This is a genomic window from Sphingomonas sp. LR55, from assembly GCF_036856015.1.
Taxonomy (GTDB): domain Bacteria; phylum Pseudomonadota; class Alphaproteobacteria; order Sphingomonadales; family Sphingomonadaceae; genus Sphingomonas.
In genome coordinates, this window is the sequence record NZ_JASPFO010000001.1 from 475,502 (window position 1) to 492,407 (window position 16,906).

Sequence of the window (16,906 nt, forward strand, 5' to 3'; positions counted from 1 at the left end):
CCCACCCCGCGGAGCCGTACCTGGACGGTTCCGCGCGAGGCTTCGCGGTGGCGATTTTTCGGCTGTCGTATCTGCGCGGCATGATCCTGGTGTTTGTCAGGTGCCTTATCCTGGATGAACTCTCAGCGAAAATTTACTAACGGTTTACCCCGCAGCACTACTTCTCAGGTCGTGGGCCATCCTTAACCGGCGGGTAATCCGGGTCCATGGCTTGAGAAGGTTTGTTGCATGATCGCCTTGGATCACCAGGAAAATTTTGGGAATTTGGGTACAGCTGTGGAGCTGCCCGATTTCGATCGCAGGCAACTCCTCGCGTTTTTCTCCAGCGCGCCCATTCTGGCATTGGGGGGCTGTGGTGGCGGGAGCGGCGCAGCACCGGCCACAGATAGCGTGACGGTCGTGCCTGCTTCCGCCGCTGCGCCGGTCGCGACGCCGGTAGCGGTGGTGACACCAGCCCCATCAACGACTCCAGCGAGCTCCTCGTCCAGCCTGTTTTCCGCGCAGTCGGCCTGGAACGCGACGCCGGTCAATCCCGTACTCGGCAGTGATACCCTGCCGAGCGCCAACCAGACCCCGTGGGTCGAGGAAGGCGCATACTCCTCCAAGATCTTCCGCGCGGTGGCCAGCGACAGTCCGATGACCGTCACCACGGACGATATCGCCAACCAGCTCGAAGCGGGCACCGTGACGATCCCGCGGTTTCCCGCAGCGACCATGCCGGCGACGGGGCAGGATGGCCATTGTGAGATCCTGGACACGATCGACGGTACGCTTCACAGCTTTTACCAATTGCGTAAGACAGCCGGTAGTTGGCACGCGGGCAAGTATGCGCGGTCATCGTGGCAGGGCAGCGGCTGGGGCACGGTCGCCAATCCGGACAATGTGCGCGCGGCTGGTTGCTCGACGGCCGGTGGCCTGTTGCTCGCGTCCGAACTTGGTCTCGACATCGTGCCCCACGCGCTTGCGATCGGGATGGACAAGAACGCCTTCATGCCAGGACCGATCTGGCCGGCGACCCTCGAGGATTATACCGGGGCAACCACCTATAAGGGTGTGGCGGGGCAGCGTTTCCCGATGGGGGCGCTTCTCATGCTCCCAGCCAGTTTCGACGTCGGCAAGCTGGGCCTCGCGGAATCGAGGGCGATCGCGCGGACGTTGAAGAAATATGGCGGGTATATCGTCGACGCGACGGTCGGGTCGATGAACATCTACGCCGAGACCGGCAGCGGCTGGAACAAGAGCATGGTCGACGGCAAATACACCGCCGCGTTCAGTCCCGACATGCAGGCGATCAAGGCCGCGATTCGTCAGGTCGTGTCGCAGAGCGGCTATCTGGACCGGGATGGCACGCCGTTCACGCCGACCCCGTTCCGCGCGATGAACCTGCTGTCGATGCGCGGTCTTTGGCAGAGCTATAATGGTTCGAAGGTGTTCGGCCGGTACGATGCGGCGGCCGACCTCTTCCAAGCCGAGGCGACCGCCGACGCCCGCACCATTCGACAGATTCTCTACACGCACGACGACAACGATCCCGACCGCTTCAAATGGAAGAAGCAGAGCTGGAACCTCAACCCAGAGCCAGGTGCGAAATACAGCGTTCGCGCGATCGGTAACGGTGACATCATGGCGACGCTCAGCGTGAAGAAGAGCGACTACAAAGCCAATTACGGCACGACCGGAAAGCTGGCGCCAGGACAGTCGGCGACGTTCACATGGCCTACCGATTCGGGCACCGTTACCGAAATCTATCTCGACAAGCCCGCCGGCGCCGCGGCCAACATCCGGCTCGAATTGGTCAAAGCCTGAGCGAAGTCCAGCGGGCTGCAGGGGAGGGCGGTGACATCCAGCGCCTGACGGTTGCAGCGTAGCCGCGCCCGCCGCTTCACTTTCCGGGAACGGGAATCGGTAGGGTGAGCAGCGCTTCCAGATTTCGGACCACTTGGGCGGACGTCTAAGTCGTCTGCATCCGTGACGTCGGGGTGACGCAAGGCATCGCTTCCTTCGTAGCGTTCGCGGAGGGGATGGGTGGCGAACGAGACTGGCCAAGCGGGCTTCGGCGTCGTCGTCATCCTGGTAAGTTACGCTGTGAAGCCGAAAAAAAGTTTGATATGTGTTACATAGGCTCAAGAAGCCGTTTCAGAGCGGAGTCGGTATGGTGCCGTTAACCCGGCGGCGTGCATGGAAGCACGACCCGCCGGCGCGTAACCTGACGACGGTGCCTTCTTTGGGACAATTTACTACCACAAGGAATCACGGATGGGTCTGTTGCGTGCTATCTGTTCGATAGCGATTATCATATCCGCGTTGGTGGGCTACCGGCTGTACAGCAGCGGCGTTTCGATCTGGACGCTGGTCCCGCTGATGGTCGGCGTTGCTGCCCTGCTCGCGATCGTACCCTTCGTCGCGAATACACGCCCACGGCGGACCCGCGTGATGAAGGCGTGTTTGGTCTTTGCCGTCGGGGGTGGCGTTTCGTCCGTTCTCGCAATCGCTTCGCATCTGACGGCGACCAGCGTCCTGTCAGTGGTATTTCCGCTGTTCGGGCTCGCCTTGTCGGGCTGGGCATACCGGACCCGGGGTCGCTATCGCGTCGCGCGGTATGCAAACTATTACCAGGAATAGTCGGTCCAGTTGAGGATCGCAGACTGTTCGATATGTCGGGAGGCCAGTGGAAACTGGCCAAGGTCTGCAGGCCCGCGTCCGCGTGAGATTGGCGCATCGAAGTGCGGCCAGTACATCTGATACAGTTCGGTGCCGACGCCGCATCACCGCCACGTCACCGAGAGACGCCGTGGCACTAATCTCGCTCGGGTCAATTCAGGGTGCCCTGCCAAGCCGGAACGGGATATGCCGTGCAGGTCGCGGCGAACTGTATTCAATCGTGCTCGTCACACGTGTTCGCCGCGACAATGCGTCAAAATGGGACCCGCGGGGGATTGATTACCGCATGGGGCAGTGGCAAATCACACCAATCGCAGCGGGTTGAGCTTTCCCAAGACGCCTCCCCGCTGCGGTGTCACCCTTATTGGCTCGTCCTTGGTCGATGCGTCGTCGCCGGCCTCTTGAGCTAGGCCTTGACCAGTTCCAACCGGATGCTTGCCGTTGCACCGGCGGGCTTGTCGACGAAGATTTCGGTCACGGTCGCCGGATCGGTCGGCCAGGTGAACGCCACGGAACCACCGGGCGCAAGCTTGGTGGTCGCCGCATATCGTTTGAAACTCTTGGCGTTCACCGCGAGCGTGGCCGTTATGTCGCCCGCGCCGATCGCTTTCACGAGATACCGCACGCCGGGTTCAGGGTTGAGGTTCCAGCTTTGTTTCTTGTACCCGAACCGGTCGGCCTCATCATGTGTATTCAATACCTGGCGGACGGTGCGCGGCTCGGCGGTCGCCTCGGCCTGGAAGAGATCGGTCGCCGCATCATACTTACCGAACGACTTCGACCCGTTATAGCTCTGCCACGGCCCGCGCATCGACAAGAGGTTCATCGAGCGGAACGGCGTGGGGGTGTAAGGCTTGCCATCGCGATCGAGGAAACCGTCTTGCGCCAATAGCTGGCGCAATCCCGCCTTGATCGCCTGCATGTCGGGACTGAACGCAGCCGTGTACTTGCCATTGACGTAGCTCTTGTTCCAGCCGCTGCCGATCTCCGCGTAGAAGTTGAGCGAACCGACCGTCGCGTCGACGATATACCCGCCGTATTTTTTGAGAGTCCGGGCGATCGCCCTCGATTCCGGCAGGCCGAGTTTGTCGACGTCGAAACTAGCGGGCAGCATCAACAGCCTGCCCATCGGGAAGCGTTGCCCCGGCACGCCCTTGTACGTGGTCGCGCCGGTATAGTCCTGGAGCGTTGCCGGCCAGACCGGCCCCGACAGGAACGCGTTTTTATCCATGCCGATCGCCAAGGCGTGCGGCACGATATCCAGTCCCAGTTCAGACGCGAGCAGAAGGCCGCCGGCCGTCGAGCAGCCAGCCGCGCGCACATTGTCTGGATTGGCCACCGTGCCCCAGCCACTTCCCTGCGCGGACGTACGGGCATATTTTCCCGCGCGCCATGTCCCCGCGGTCCGACGCAGTTGGTAAAAGCTGTGCAGCGTACCGTCGACCGGGTCCAGGATCTCGCAATGGCCATCCTGACCGGTCGCCGGCATGGTCGCTGCGGGAAACCGCGGGATCGTCACCGCACCGGCCTGAAGCTGGTTCGCGATGTCGTCCGCAATGACGGTCATCGGGCTATCGTTTGCCGCGGCGCGGAAGATTTTGGACGAGTATGCGCTCTCCTCGATCCAGGGAACCTGCTTCGCGGTCGGCAGGGTGTTGTTGCCGAGCCGGGGTTTGATCGGCGTCGAGTTCCACGGCGATTGCGCAGAAAACAAGCTGGGCGTCGTGGCCGTCTTCGAGGTCGTCGACGCTGCCACTGTCTTTGCCGCCGTTGCCGAGACCGCGTTCTGTGTAGCGGGGGAGCCGGTCACGACCGTTATGCCGTCCGTTGCGGAGGCTGCGCCCGTCGCAGGCGTTGCGTCGCTACCGCTACCGCTGCCGGCCGCCCATGCAAGAGCGGGGACGCTGGAGAGAAAGGCAAGTATGAGTCTGCGATCCACATCGGGCAGATTTGCTGCGGTGCCCGAATCGTCAAAAACTTTGTCGTGATCCACACCGATCATGAAACGAACCTTCTCTTGCCAGAGGCCTGGATTTCTCGCGGACGACGTGAATGGCCCGTAGGCTTCGGGTAGGTGCTGGCGGGTTAACCCTCGGTAAATAAATGCAATAGCCGAGAGATCCGGCTTCAGTCTTGGACGCTGGCAAGTGTTTTGCGAAGAGCGGGCCGCGCGAGTTGTCGCTAGCGACGGTCATGCTGGCGCTAATTCCTTGGGCGCAGAGTACGGCGGGGCGGATGACAATCTGATCGTGCGGTGACAACAGACCGGCCGTATCAACGCGTGAGAACGAACCGCGAATGTCATAATGTGTGTAATAACGGCGGGGCGTTGCCGCCGGCCAATCTCAGCAAAAGCCGAGGATTTCCTGGCAGAAAATGGCTCCCTGAGTAGGATTCGAACCTACGGCCACTCGATTAACAGTCGAGAGCTCTACCGCTGAGCTATCAGGGAACGTTGCCGGAGGCGGCTCTATAAACGGCCAGTCGGACGATGCAAGCAGGTTTCTCCGCAAAAATGCAAAGTCCGCGATAAACCACGGTCAGGAGACGAACTGTTCCATCGTAATCCGATCGTCGAGCGCGTGCTCGGGATCGAACAGCAGCGTCAGTTCGCGCGCGATCCATGCAGATGTCGACCTGCGCGACGTCGCGGATCTCGCGCTGGTCGGCGACCGCGGAGACGGGGCGCTTGCCGGGATCGAGCACGCGGATGCCGATGCGCGCCTTGTCGGGCAGGATCGCGCCGCGCCAGCGCCGCGGGCGGAACGGGCTGATCGGGGTCAGCGCGATCATCCCCGAACCGAGCGGCAGGATCGGACCATGCGCGGAGAGGTTGTACGCGGTCGAACCCGCGGGGGTGGCGACGAGGATGCCGTCACAGGCGAGTTCGGGCAGGACGATGCGGTCGTTCACCGTCACTTCGAGGTTCGCGGTCTGGCGGGTTTCGCGCAGGAACGATACCTCGTTGATCGCGGGCAGCGTGTGCGTGCGCCCGTCGACGCCGAGCGCGGTCATGCTGAGCGGGACGACCTTGAACGGTTTCGCGCGCTCGAGACGGTCCGTAAGGCCGTGGTGGCGCCATTCGTTCATCAGGAAGCCGACCGTGCCGAGGTTCATTCCGAATACCGGCACAGGCGGCTTGCGGCGCTCCAGCATCGCGTGAAGCGTTTGGAGCATGAAACCGTCGCCGCCGAGCGCGATGATCACGTCGGCGTCTTCGACAGGCACCCAGTCGGCCATGTCGGCGAGTTGGGCCTCAGCGGCACGAGCGGGCGGGGTGTTGGACGCGACCAGCGCCCGCCGCTCGTATCGGCTCATCCGCCGGTGACGCTCATGTGGCGCGCGACTGCGGGGCCTTCGCCCTGGCCAATGCGGAAGTCGTGCGCTTTCGGCTTGGCGAACAGGCCAGCATCGATCGCCTCGTCGAGACCAGCAGTGCCGCCCTCGCGCAGGGCGGCCTTGAGATCGACCTGATCGTCATGGCCTAGGCACATGTACAGCTTGCCCTCGGTGGTCAGGCGGACGCGGTTGCAGCCGTCGCAGAAATTGGCGGTCAGCGGCGAGATCAGCCCGAGCCGCGTGCGCGTGCCGTCGACATTCCAGTAGCGTGCCGGGCCGCCGGTCTTGTGCGCATCGCGGGCGAGCGTGAACTGCTGGCCGAGGTCTTCGAATACCTTGGTCAGCGGCAGAAAGCGGTCGGTGCGGTCCTCGTCGATCGCGCCGAGCGGCATCGTCTCGATCAGCGACAGGTCGAAGTCCTCGTCGCGGCACCAGGCCAACATCGGCGCGATCTCGTCCTCGTTGAAGCCCTTCAACGCGACCATGTTGATCTTGATCGCGAGGCCGGCGTCACGCGCTGCGTAGATGCCGCCGATCACCTGCGACACGTCGCCGTGGCGGGTGATGTAGCGGAAGCGCTCAGGGTCGCGGCTGTCCATGCTGACGTTGACGCGGCGGATGCCGGCGTCGACCATCGCCTCGGCATGCTGCGCGAGGCGCGTGCCGTTGGTCGTCATCGTCAATTCTTCGAGGCCTGAACCGATGTTGTGACCTAGACGCTGGACGAGTTCGGCTACGTCACGGCGCACCAGAGGCTCACCACCCGAAAGACGGATCTTGGTCACGCCGCGCGCAATGAAACGCTCGGCGATGATCGCGATCTCTTCGAGGCTCAACAGCTTCGATCGCGGCAGGAACGTCATCTTCTCCGACATGCAGTAGCGGCAGCGCAGGTCACAGCGATCGGTGACCGAAATCCGCAGATACTTGATCGTACGACCATGCGTGTCGCGCAACGGCTTCTGGTTGAGGGCGGGCGCGAGCGTCATGCCTTCAGAGCTAGGACCGGACTGTCCCAGGAACAAGGCCGGATCGGCTGGTAATGGATTGGCGGGGGGCGATACGCTAGCTAGGCTCGCACCGATGGAGCAGGGTGCGACGGATATGGAAGACATGCAGACGGCAACGACGCTGTTCGCGGTATCGTTCCGTCAACGCGGTGAAATCGCAGAGATTTTGGCGTGCGCCGGGGTCAGCGCGGACTGGCACGCGCAGGTCGTGAGCGATGCCGAAGCGATCGAAAGCCGCTTTCTGGCGAGCGGTGCGGCGGTCGCGCTGATCGATGCGCGTGGCGCGTTCGAAGAGGGGCTGGCGGCGACGCTGTCGCTGGGCGGGCTGATCGCGACCAATGGCGCCGCGCTGCTGGTGCTGGTGTCGCGCGGCGACGTCGGCGCGGTCGGCGAGTTCTTCGATGCGGGCGCGACGCAGTTCCTCGCCAGCCCGGCGAGCGACGGCGAACTCGTCCAGGCGTTGCGGTTTGCCGGGCGCCACGCGGTGCGCACTGCGGGCAGCGCGATCGATCGGCGCAGGATCCCCGGCGTGTCGCTGTACGACCGCGAGACCGGTGACGTCCGTCGTTGGATCGTCGGGCGGATCGCCGCCGACCTGCCCGTCGCGGTGGTGCTGGTGTCGTTGTCGCGGCTCGATATCGTCAATGCCGCGCATGGCCGGCCCGCGGTCGATGCGCTGATCGAGGCGGCGGTGCGACGGACCGAGACGATCGCGCATGCCGCGATCGGCGTCGATCTCGATCGTCGCGCGGCTAGGCGGGTCCGAATTCGCGCTGGCGATCGAGGCGTCGGGGGCTGCGGTGACCGCGGCGATCACCGCGCTCGATGCGGCGCTCGCACGGCCGTTCCGGGTGGCGGATACGCGTGCGGTGCTCGGCTGCCGGTTCGGCGTGGCACAGCGCCAGCCGGGCGACGATGCGGCGGCACTGCTGCGGCGGGCGAGCGAGGCGCTGGCGGAGGCGAAGGTGAGCGACGGGTCGGTGCTGCACGTCGCGCTGCCCGATGGCGTCGCGCCGATCGATGCGCTCGCGATCGACCTGCACCACGCGATCGAGCGCGACGAGATTGATCTGCGCTGGCAGCCGCAGGTCGAGATTGCGAGCGGCAGGATCACCGGGGTCGAGGCATTGGCACGGTGGAACCACCGGACCTTGGGGCCGCTTGGGGCGGATACACTGTTCGATGCCGCCGATCGCGCGGATCTGGGGATCGCGCTGTCGGATCATATCCAGCGGCTGGTGCTCGCGCGTGCCGTGGCGTGGCCGGAGGCGCTGGGGACGCTGCGGGTGTCGCTCAACCTGACTGCGGCGGATATCACGCGGCCGGGGTTCGCGGCGCTGTTCCTCGCGCGGATCGACGAGAGCGGGTTTCCGCGGGGGCGGCTGACCGTCGAGATCACCGAGACCGGGCTGATCGAGGATCTGGCGGCGGCGTCGGCGTTGCTCGCGGAGCTGCGCGGGGCGGGGTGTCGCGTTGCGATCGACGATTTCGGGACGGGCTATTCTAGCCTCGCCTATCTCAAGTCGCTGCCACTCGATTACGTGAAGATCGACAAATCGCTGGTGCGCGATATCGACGGCAGCGCGCGTGACCGCGTGGTGGTGGCGGGCGCGATCACGATGGCGCGCTCGCTCGGCCTCGCAGTGGTGGCCGAGGGGGTGGAGACGCCGTCGCAACTCGAATTGCTCGCCGCGGGAGGGTGCAGCCTGTATCAGGGGTTCCTGCTGTCCGAACCGGTCGGCGAGGCGGGGTTGCTCGAACTGATGGCGAGGGAATGATGCAGGCCTTGATCGTTCCCTTCGCGCTGATCGCTGCCACGTCGGCGGCGCCGGTGCCCGCCGAGACCGCGATCCGCCAAGCGATGGAGGCAAGCGCGGCGGGGTGGAATGCGGGTGATCTCGCGCGGTTCATGGCGGTGTATGCCGATGATGCGGTGTTCGTGACGCCGAAGGGATTGCTGCGCGGCAAGCCGGCGATCGCCGATAAATACCGGCCGAGTTTTCGCGGCGTCGGCAATGCGCGCGGCACGCTGTCGTTCGCATTCCTGGAGATGCGCGGAATCGATCCGCGTCATGCGATGCTGTTCGCGCGCTGGACGCTGACCGGGCCATCGACGACCGAAAGCGGCATGACGACGTTGGTCTTCGCGCGGCGTGGTACAGCGTGGCAGATCATCGCCGATCACAGTAGCTGATCCCCCGCTTGGCGGGGAGGATCGGTCAGTGCTGGCGGGTGGCACCGGCGGCGCGGACGTCGGCGATCGTCGGGTAGCCGTTGACTGCCATCAGCAGGTCCGCCTCCGCGAGCAGGCATTTCAACACATGCGCCGCGCCCGTCGCGCCGCCCAGCGCGAGGCCGTAAGCATAGGGACGGCCCACCCCGACCGCAGTGGCACCGAGCGCGAGCGCCTTCACCATGTCGGTGCCCGATCGCACGCCGGAATCGAACAGCACCGGCGTCGCGCCCGACGCCGCTACGATTTCAGGCAGCATGTCGATCGCCGCGATCCCGCCATTCGCCTGCCGCCCGCCATGGTTCGAGCAATAGATCGCGTCGGCGCCCGCATCGATCGCGCGGCGCGCATCGTCGGGGTGGCAGATGCCTTTCAAGACCAATGGCAACTTGGTCAGCGAGCGCAGCCAGGGCATGTCGGCCCAGGTCAGTACCTTGCCGAACACGCCTGCCCATTGCCGCACCGCTGCCGCGCCGTCTTCCTCGGGCGGGCGGTCGAGCATCGCGCGGAATACCGGGTCGCTGAAGTAATTGGCGAGCACTTGGCCGCGGAGCTGCGGGAAGTTCGCGGTGTTGAGGTCGCGCGGGCGCCAGCCGGTCACCCATGTGTCGAGTGTGACGACGATCGCCTTGTATCCGGCAGCTTCGGCGCGGCGGACGAGGCTTTCGGTCAGCGCGTCGTTCTTCGGCGTGTAGAGCTGGAAGAACCCTGGCGTATCGCCGAACCGCGCGGCGACGTCCTCGAGCGGATCGTTGGAAAGCGTCGACTGGCACAAGGGTACGCCGGTGATCGCCGCCGCCTGCGCCGCCGCGAGATCGCCATGGCCATCCTGCGTGCAGATCCCGTTGATCCCGACCGGGGCCATGAACAGCGGCGTCGGCAGCGTCATCCCGAACAACTCGATCGACAGATCGCGGCGGGTGCAGTCGACCATCATCCGCGGCGTCATTCCCCAATGTGCGAAGGCATCGGCATTGTGACGCTGGGTATGCTCGTCGCCGCAGCCGCCCTGGAGATAGGCAAGCGTCGCGGGGGCAAGGCCGCGGACGCGCGTGCCTCCAGCGTCGCGAAATCGACCGGCACGCTCGGCACCACGCCGTTCAGCCCGGCGAAGTAAATCGCGTTCTGGTAATCGCCGAAATGCGGCGCAGTCTTCGGGGCCACGGCCATAATCCTCTCCTATGTTTTGCGGACCTTATACGGCGCTACCGGTGACGAAGTCATTCCTTGTGCCTAAGGATGCGCGACCGATTACAGAAAGTCCGACGATGTCCCTCCGCCTGCCTCTTCTCGCTCTTCTCGCATTGTCGACGAGCGTGATCGCCCAGACGCCAGCCGTCGATCCGAACATGTATCTCGAGGATATTCACGGCGCGCGTGCATTGGAGACGGTGAAGCAGTGGAACACGCGGTCGCTCGCTGCGCTGGAGGCGAAGCCGGGCTTTGCGCGCTACCGCCAGCGCGCGCTCGACCTGTTGCAGGCCGACCGCCAGATCGCGACGCCCGACGACGTGCTCGGCGACCAGGTGCTCAACCTGTGGCAGGACAAGACCAACGTGCGGGGCCTGTGGCGGGTCGCGTCGCTGGCGTCGTTCACCGGCGGCAAGCCGGTCTGGCGGACGCTGATCGACGTCGATGCGCTGGGCAAGGCGGAGGGCAAGAGCTGGGTGTGGAAGGGCGTGACGTGTCGTTCGCCGTCTTATGACCGTTGCATGGTCGCGCTGTCGGACGGCGGCGGCGATGCAGTGGTCGAGCGCGAGTTCGATATTCCTTCGGGCAAGTTCGTGACCGACGGCTTCGTCGTGCCGATCTTCAAGACGCGGCTGAGCTGGGCCGGGCCGGACGCGCTGTATGTCGCAACCGACTTTGGCGCCGGCAGCCTGACCAAGTCGGGCTATCCGCGCACCGCCAAGCTGTGGCGCCGCGGTACGCCACTGACCGCCGCGACCGAGATCGCCAGTGCGACGCAGGACGACGTAGGGATCAACGTCAGCGTGTTTCCGGATGGCGAGCAGCGCTATCCGCTGGTCGTCCGCGACACCGATTTCTTCCATTCGAAGCGGAGCCATGTCGCCAGCGACGGACGGCTCGTGGCATCGCCGCTGCCCGACGATGCGGTGATCAACACTGTGCTCGACGGCCGGCTAATCGCGACGCTCGCCTCCGACTGGCGCGGGGTGCCGGCGGGGGCGATCGTCGCCTACAGCATCGCCGACGTGCTGGCTGGCCGTGCGCCGACGATCGAGCGGGTGCTGGTGCCGACCGCGACGCAGGCGGTGGAGCAGGTCGATTCGAGCAAGTCGGTGCTGTGGGTGAAGATGCTCGACGACGTTTCCGGGCGGCTGGTGTCGCTCGCGCGCGATGCGGACGGCAGCTGGACGCAATCGGTCGCGGCACTGCCTGCATCCTCGACGATCCATCTCGATGCGACCGCGGGGAAAGACGATCTCGCGTTCGCGATGGTCGAGAGTTTCCTCAGCCCGCCCGCGCTCTACGCCATCCGCCCCGCCGCCAAGCCGGTCGCGGTCGACACGCTGCCCGCCCGGTTCGATGCCTCGACGATGCAGGTCGAACAGCGGTTCGCAACCTCGAAGGACGGGACGAAGATCCCGTATTTCCTCGTCCGCAAGAAGGGCACGACCGGCTCGGTGCCTGCGCTCGTCCATGCCTATGGCGGGTTCCGCAATGCGCAGACGCCGACCTATCTGGTCGACCAGCCGTACCGGTCGGGCCCGGCGGGGCTGTTCTGGGTCGAGGAGGGCAACGCGTTCGTGCTCGCCAACATCCGTGGCGGCGGCGAATACGGGCCGCGCTGGCATCAGGCGACGCTGCGCGAGAACCGGCAAAAGGCGTATGACGATCTCCACGCGGTCGGCGACGATCTGGTTCGCACCGGTGTCAGCGCGAAACGGAAGATCGCGGTGTCGGGGCGGTCGAACGGCGGTCTGCTGGTCGGCGTCGCGATGGAGCAGCGGCCGGACCTGTATGGCGCGATCGTGATGGGATCACCGCTTCTCGACATGCAGAAATACTCGCATCTGTCGGCGGGGGCGTCGTGGATGGGTGAATATGGCGACCCGGACAAGCCGGCGGACTGGGCGTTCATCTCGAAATACTCGCCGTATCAGAACCTCACGCGCGGGGTGAAATACCCGCTGCCGTTCATCTACACCTCGACCGAGGATGACCGCGTCCACCCAGGCCACGCGCGGAAATTCGCGGCGCGCTTGGAGGCGTATGGCGATCCGTTCTTTTATTACGAGAACCCCGAGGGCGGCCATGCGGCGGGCGCCGACAAGATCGAGGACGCCAAGCGTGCGGCGCTCGTTACCGTCTATCTCAACTCGCAACTCGTCACCGCGCCGCAGCGCTGATCATCAGGAATTCATGATGCGTAATTTCCGTCTGCTACTCGGCGCCGCGATCCTGGCGCTCCCCGTTTTGTCGATCCCTGCGCCCGTGCTGGCCGCGCAAACCGAGAACCCTGCGTTCGCGTCGCTGTCGAAGCGCTATGTCGATGGCCTCGCCCGGCTCAATCCGTCGTCGGCGACGTCGCTCGGCGATCACCGGTTCGATGCGCAGATCACCGACATGTCGGCTGCGGGGCGCGCCAAGCGCGAGGCGTTCTCGAAGGCGATGCTCGCCGACCTCCAGCGGATCGACCGGAAAGCCCTGTCGCGCGAGGAGCAGGTCGATGCGGCGTTGCTCGACAATGCGCTGCGCTACGACATCTGGGACACCGAGACGCTCGGCGGCTGGGCGTGGGATCCGCAGGTCTATAACGACATTGCCGGCAGTTCGCTCTACTCGCTCGCCGCGCGCGATTTCGCGCCATGGCCGCAGCGCCTGAACGCAGCGACGGCACGGATGGAGGCGCTTCCCGCACTGCTGGCGCAGGCGCGCGCGAACATCGTGGTTGCGCGGGTGCCCTCGATCTATGCGACGACGGTGGCGAAGCAGAACAGCGGTATCGTCGATATCGCCGAGAGCATGCTCGCGCCGCATAAGAGCGAGTTGTCGGCAGCGGACGCCAAACGTTTCGACGCCGCGCTCGTGAAACTCAAGGCGGCGGTCGCCGAGCATCAGGTCTGGCTCGACAAGACGCTCGTCCCCGGTGCGAAGGGCGACTTCCGCCTTGGTGCGGCGCTCTACGACAAGAAGCTCCGCTTTGCGCTTCAGTCGGATCTGACCCGTACCGAGATCAAGCGTCGTGCGCAGGCCGCGATCGTCGATACTCGCGCGCAGATGTACGCGATCGCGCGGCAGATCTTCGGTGCCAAGAAGGACGCGCTCCTGCTCCCCGAAAAGCCCTCCGATGCGCAGCAACAGGCGGGGATCCAGCTCGCGCTCGAACTCACCTACGCCAAGCGGCCTGCACGCGACGGCATGATCGACGCCTCGACCAAGGCGCTGGCGCAGGCGACTGCCTTCGTCCGCGACAAGGGGCTGGTCGGGATGCCCGACGGTCCGGTGAAGATCATCACGATGCCCAAGTTCCAGCAGGGCGTCGCGGTCGCCTATTGCGATTCACCGGGCCCGCTGGAGAAGAATCTCGGCACGTTCTTCGCGGTGTCGCCGATCCCCGACGATTGGACCGAGGCGCAGGCGACGTCGTTCCTGAGCGAATATAACGACTATATGATCCACGACCTGGCGGTGCACGAGGCGATGCCGGGGCATTTCCTCCAGCTCGCGCACGCCAATGCCACGCAATCGACGCTGCGCGCGGTGCTCGGCTCGGGACCGTTCGTCGAGGGCTGGGCGGTGTATGCCGAGGGGATGATGGCGGACGAGGGCTATCTGAACGGCGATCCGTTGTTCAAGCTGACCGTGCTCAAGATGCGGTTGCGGTCGATTTCGAACTCGCTGCTCGACATCGGCATCCACACTGAGGGCATGACGCGCGAGCAGGCGATGCAGCTGATGACGCATACCGCGTTCCAGCAGGAGCGCGAGGCGGCAGGTAAATGGGTCCGCGCGTCGCTCGGCTCGACGCAGCTGCTGAGCTATTTCACCGGCTATTCGGAGCATATGGCGCTGCGGGACGAGGTCAGGAAGCGTGAGGGCGCGGCGTTCAACCTGAAGCGCTACAACGATGCGCTGCTCGCGCATGGTTCGCCGCCGGTCCGCTATGTCCGCGAGCTGCTGCTCGACCTGCCGATCGGCTAAGTGTCGGTCGCTTGACCGGGTCTGCGAATGCTGTGACCCTGCTCCGATAAGAAGCCATCGGAGAGGTATCATGGCGACGGGAGATGGTCTGCGCGGTACGGGGCTGCGGCGATGAGTGGCCCACTCGCCGGGATCCGGATCGTCGAGCTAGCCGGAATCGGCCCCGCGCCGTTCGCCTGCATGATGCTCGCCGATCACGGGGCGGAAGTGATCCGGATCGAGCGCCCGGACGCGAAAGGGGCGGGCCGGGCGGCGATCCGGCCAAGGACATCCTCCTGCGATCGCGGAAAACGATTGCGGTCGATCTCAAGTCCGCCGCGGGGATCGGTGTCGTCCGCGATCTGGTCGCATCGGCGGATGGCTTCGTCGAGGGGTTCCGGCCTGGCGTGACCGAACGATTGGGGCTCGGGCCGGACGTGCTGCTTGGGAGCAACCCGCGGCTCGTCTATGGCCGGATGACTGGCTGGGGGCAGGACGGGCCGTACGCGCAGGCTGCGGGCCACGACATTAATTACATCGCGCTGGCCGGGGCACTGCACGCGTTCGGGCGGGTAGGCGAGAAGCCGACGCCGCCGATCAACATGGTCGGCGATTTCGGCGGGGGCGATGATGCTCGCATTCGGCATGGTCAGCGCGCTGCTCCACGCGCGGACGACCGGGCAGGGGCAGGTGATCGACTGCGCGATGACTGATGGTGCCGCGCTACTGATGAGCATGATCTGGAGTTTTCGCGGGCAGGGCTTGTGGCGCGACGAGCGCGGCGTGAACCTGCTCGATAGCGGCGCGCATTTCTACGACACCTATGCCTGCGCAGACGGCAAATACGTGTCGATCGGTGCGATCGAGCCGCAATTCTACGCCGTGCTGCGCGAGAAGGCGGGGCTGACGGCAGATCCCGCGTTCGATCGCCAGATGGATCCGCGCGGCTGGCCTGCGCTGAAAGAAAAGCTGGCGGCGGTGTTCGCGACCCGGACTCGCGATGATTGGTGCGCGATCCTCGAACACACCGATGCGTGTTTCGCGCCGGTACTGTCGCTGGCCGAGGCGCCCGCGCATCCGCACAATGCTGTGCGGGGGACGTTCGTCGAGGCGGGTGGTGTGATCCAGCCAGCGCCTGCGCCGCGTTACTCGGCAACACCGACCACCACCCCGCAAATGGCGGGCGAACAGACCGATACGGAGAACGTGCTGGCGGAGATCGGCTATACGACCGCAGTTATCGCGGCGTTGAAGACCGACGGGGTCGTCGCCTGAGGCTCAAGGTCGGCGGTTCGGTGCGATCGGGTTCAGCCGGTTACCGGATAGCTGGCACGAGACAGAATGCGGGCCGGTGCTTGCACACCGGCCCAGTAGATTAGTTGCTGTCCGAGTTGTCGCTATCGCCGTCGATGGCGAGATACAGACCACCGCCAACTGCGATCGCGGCGAGCGCGATGATGATGATGCCGCCATCGCCGCCGACCTTGCTCTTGTCTGCGGTCTGCGAACCCGAGCGAGCAGCCTTGCTGACCGACAGGCTGGCAGCCGGAGCAGCACTTGCAGCGACAGGTGCGGCAACGAGGGCGAGGCCAGCAGTCGCCATGGCGAAGGATTTGATAAACATTACAAAGTCTCCCGAGAGCACGGCGAACACCGCCGTAGCCACCAAAAACCTACATGCAGGGTCGAATGTTCACAAACGTTAAAGACCGGGACACTAATATTTATAAAGTTGTGGTGGGTAGTATGTCCGCCACAGTTCACCGCAAGCTGCTCCCGGCTAGATATGGCGGGCAAGCTGTTGTTATTCGAGAATTTAAAGCCACGAGAACCGCCGCAAGGTTTTTAGCGAACCGGGGTTTGCGATGGATCAGGGTTGTCGATGGATCAGGGGGGCAGCGGCTCGGCGCAAATTATATGCGGCGCGAAATGCGGAGCGGTTGGTGGGCCCGGCACCTATCGAACTGACGCCCTTATGCCGCGTTCGTCGGCGGGCATTATACCCCCGGGGATACCCCCGCGTGCGCAGGGGTGGGCAGCATGAACCTCCGCATCCTGAAGAAGCTATCCGCGCGAGCCGCGCCGTACCTCGCCCCGCTCGGCGATCGCCGGCAGCAGTTCCTGTCGGAGAAGCACGACAACTATCATGGGCTGCGGATCAGAGACCGGACATGCTGGGATCGATCGCGTTGCCATGCGACCTATCGCGGACATGGGGACGAGATCGTCTTTGATACCCGCGCTGGGTACCGTGTCGTCATGCGCCCGCCGTCGCATCCGCTGAAGGGGACTGCGATGGTCGGCGGGATGTCCGGCTATTACGAGCCCGAATGGGACGAGGACGCCGCCTGGTCCGTGCTCGATGGCATGGTCCGCGACCACTTCTGCGACTGGGACGAGAACGGCCCCACGCCCACTCGGAGGATCCGGAGCCCCAGCGACGTGTTCCGATGCGCCGACGAAATGCTCGCCGCATGATCATCGACACCCTCTATCCCAAGTCGGCGAAGTCAAG

Annotated in this window: 13 protein-coding genes, 1 tRNA gene and 3 pseudogenes; 11 read left to right on the forward strand and 6 right to left on the reverse strand. The window is 64.9% G+C overall.

Annotation, left to right across the window (positions count from 1 at the left end; all coding sequences use genetic code 11):
• Window positions 1-399 precede the first annotated feature (399 nt).
• Both QP181_RS02310 and QP181_RS02315 read left to right on the forward strand, forming a co-directional pair.
• Window positions 400-1,806, forward strand: coding sequence for a hypothetical protein (locus QP181_RS02310; protein ID WP_333927431.1), 1,407 nt, complete (start codon window positions 400-402; stop codon window positions 1,804-1,806).
• Window positions 1,807-2,307: 501 nt separating this feature from the next.
• The gene (locus QP181_RS02315; protein WP_333927432.1) at window positions 2,308-2,622 is read left to right on the forward strand and encodes a hypothetical protein; all 315 of its coding nucleotides are present in this window, start codon (window positions 2,308-2,310) and stop codon (window positions 2,620-2,622) included.
• Between the two features lie 445 nt (window positions 2,623-3,067).
• Here QP181_RS02315 and QP181_RS02320 read toward each other — a convergent pair whose 3' ends face one another.
• Window positions 3,068-4,228 carry a hypothetical protein gene (locus tag QP181_RS02320; RefSeq protein WP_333927433.1) on the reverse strand — a complete coding sequence of 387 codons (1,161 nt, stop codon included), beginning with the start codon at window positions 4,226-4,228 and terminating at the stop codon, window positions 3,068-3,070.
• On the opposite strand from QP181_RS02320, the gene QP181_RS02325 reads away from it, so the two are divergent.
• Window positions 4,218-4,649 carry a hypothetical protein gene (locus QP181_RS02325; RefSeq protein WP_333927434.1) on the forward strand — a complete coding sequence of 144 codons (432 nt, stop codon included), beginning with the start codon at window positions 4,218-4,220 and terminating at the stop codon, window positions 4,647-4,649. The genes QP181_RS02320 and QP181_RS02325 overlap by 11 nt on opposite strands.
• Window positions 4,650-5,038: 389 nt before the next feature.
• Here QP181_RS02325 and QP181_RS02330 read toward each other — a convergent pair.
• From QP181_RS02330 to moaA, 3 genes and pseudogenes are all read right to left on the reverse strand, one after another.
• A tRNA-Asn gene (locus tag QP181_RS02330) sits at window positions 5,039-5,113 on the reverse strand.
• 88 nt (window positions 5,114-5,201) lie between these two features.
• Window positions 5,202-5,979: pseudogene (locus tag QP181_RS02335) on the reverse strand (NAD kinase).
• A complete protein-coding gene (gene moaA / locus QP181_RS02340) occupies window positions 5,976-6,989 on the reverse strand; it encodes a GTP 3',8-cyclase MoaA (protein ID WP_333927435.1) in 1,014 nt (337 codons plus the stop codon). Before moaA ends, QP181_RS02335 begins: the two are co-directional and overlap by 4 nt.
• Window positions 6,990-7,726: 737 nt before the next feature.
• On the opposite strand from moaA, the gene QP181_RS02345 reads away from it, so the two are divergent.
• Both QP181_RS02345 and QP181_RS02350 read left to right on the forward strand, forming a co-directional pair.
• Window positions 7,727-8,788: an EAL domain-containing protein gene (locus QP181_RS02345; protein WP_333927437.1), complete on the forward strand. Its 1,062-nt coding sequence runs from the start codon at window positions 7,727-7,729 to the stop codon at window positions 8,786-8,788.
• Window positions 8,788-9,204, forward strand: a complete 417-nt coding sequence (locus QP181_RS02350; RefSeq protein ID WP_333927438.1) for a YybH family protein — start codon at window positions 8,788-8,790, stop codon at window positions 9,202-9,204. Before QP181_RS02345 ends, QP181_RS02350 begins: the two co-directional genes overlap by 1 nt.
• A 25-nt stretch (window positions 9,205-9,229) precedes the next feature.
• On the opposite strand, the pseudogene QP181_RS02355 reads toward QP181_RS02350, so the two are convergent.
• Window positions 9,230-10,222, reverse strand: a pseudogene (locus QP181_RS02355) (alpha-hydroxy-acid oxidizing protein); the annotation flags it as partial.
• Here QP181_RS02355 and QP181_RS02360 point away from each other — a divergent pair.
• The 5 genes and pseudogenes from QP181_RS02360 to QP181_RS19870 all read left to right on the forward strand — a co-directional run bounded on the left by QP181_RS02360 (window position 10,220) and on the right by QP181_RS19870 (window position 15,666).
• Window positions 10,220-10,360, forward strand: a complete 141-nt coding sequence (locus QP181_RS02360) for a hypothetical protein (RefSeq protein WP_333927439.1) — start codon at window positions 10,220-10,222, stop codon at window positions 10,358-10,360. The pseudogene QP181_RS02355 and the gene QP181_RS02360 sit on opposite strands and share 3 nt — an antisense overlap.
• 151 nt (window positions 10,361-10,511) lie before the next feature.
• A complete protein-coding gene (locus tag QP181_RS02365) occupies window positions 10,512-12,617 on the forward strand; it encodes a prolyl oligopeptidase family serine peptidase (protein WP_333927440.1) in 2,106 nt (701 codons plus the stop codon).
• A 16-nt stretch (window positions 12,618-12,633) separates the two neighbouring features.
• A complete protein-coding gene (locus tag QP181_RS02370) occupies window positions 12,634-14,412 on the forward strand; it encodes a DUF885 domain-containing protein (RefSeq protein ID WP_333927441.1) in 1,779 nt (592 codons plus the stop codon).
• A gap of 183 nt (window positions 14,413-14,595) precedes the next feature.
• Window positions 14,596-15,104: pseudogene (locus QP181_RS19865) on the forward strand (CoA transferase).
• Window positions 15,022-15,666, forward strand: coding sequence for a CoA transferase (locus QP181_RS19870; RefSeq protein WP_443027506.1), 645 nt, complete (start codon window positions 15,022-15,024; stop codon window positions 15,664-15,666). Before QP181_RS19865 ends, QP181_RS19870 begins: the two are co-directional and overlap by 83 nt.
• A gap of 100 nt (window positions 15,667-15,766) precedes the next feature.
• On the opposite strand, the gene QP181_RS02380 is transcribed toward QP181_RS19870, so the two are convergent.
• Window positions 15,767-16,015 (reverse strand): hypothetical protein, encoded by a 249-nt coding sequence (locus QP181_RS02380; RefSeq protein ID WP_132897901.1) that lies wholly within the window; start codon window positions 16,013-16,015, stop codon window positions 15,767-15,769.
• 416 nt (window positions 16,016-16,431) lie between these two features.
• Here QP181_RS02380 and QP181_RS02385 point away from each other — a divergent pair, with 416 nt between their 5' ends.
• Window positions 16,432-16,869, forward strand: a complete 438-nt coding sequence (locus QP181_RS02385; protein WP_333927442.1) for a hypothetical protein — start codon at window positions 16,432-16,434, stop codon at window positions 16,867-16,869.
• The last annotated feature ends 37 nt before the right edge of the window (window positions 16,870-16,906 follow it).

Excerpts from the sequence above, each read along its gene's own strand:
- QP181_RS02325 (WP_333927434.1), top strand. The coding sequence starts at position 4,218 with ATGACGGTCATCGGGCTATCGTTTGCCGCGGCGCGGAAGATTTTGGAC.
- QP181_RS02320 (WP_333927433.1), bottom strand. The coding sequence starts at position 4,228 with ATGACCGTCATTGCGGACGACATCGCGAACCAGCTTCAGGCCGGTGCG.
- moaA (WP_333927435.1), bottom strand. The coding sequence starts at position 6,989 with ATGACGCTCGCGCCCGCCCTCAACCAGAAGCCGTTGCGCGACACGCAT.
- QP181_RS02345 (WP_333927437.1), top strand. The coding sequence starts at position 7,727 with ATGCCGCGATCGGCGTCGATCTCGATCGTCGCGCGGCTAGGCGGGTCC.
- QP181_RS02350 (WP_333927438.1), top strand. The coding sequence starts at position 8,788 with ATGCAGGCCTTGATCGTTCCCTTCGCGCTGATCGCTGCCACGTCGGCG.
- QP181_RS02365 (WP_333927440.1), top strand. The coding sequence starts at position 10,512 with ATGTCCCTCCGCCTGCCTCTTCTCGCTCTTCTCGCATTGTCGACGAGC.
- QP181_RS02370 (WP_333927441.1), top strand. The coding sequence starts at position 12,634 with ATGCGTAATTTCCGTCTGCTACTCGGCGCCGCGATCCTGGCGCTCCCC.
- QP181_RS19870 (WP_443027506.1), top strand. The coding sequence starts at position 15,022 with ATGCTCGCATTCGGCATGGTCAGCGCGCTGCTCCACGCGCGGACGACC.
- QP181_RS02380 (WP_132897901.1), bottom strand. The coding sequence starts at position 16,015 with ATGTTTATCAAATCCTTCGCCATGGCGACTGCTGGCCTCGCCCTCGTT.
- QP181_RS02385 (WP_333927442.1), top strand. The coding sequence starts at position 16,432 with ATGAACCTCCGCATCCTGAAGAAGCTATCCGCGCGAGCCGCGCCGTAC.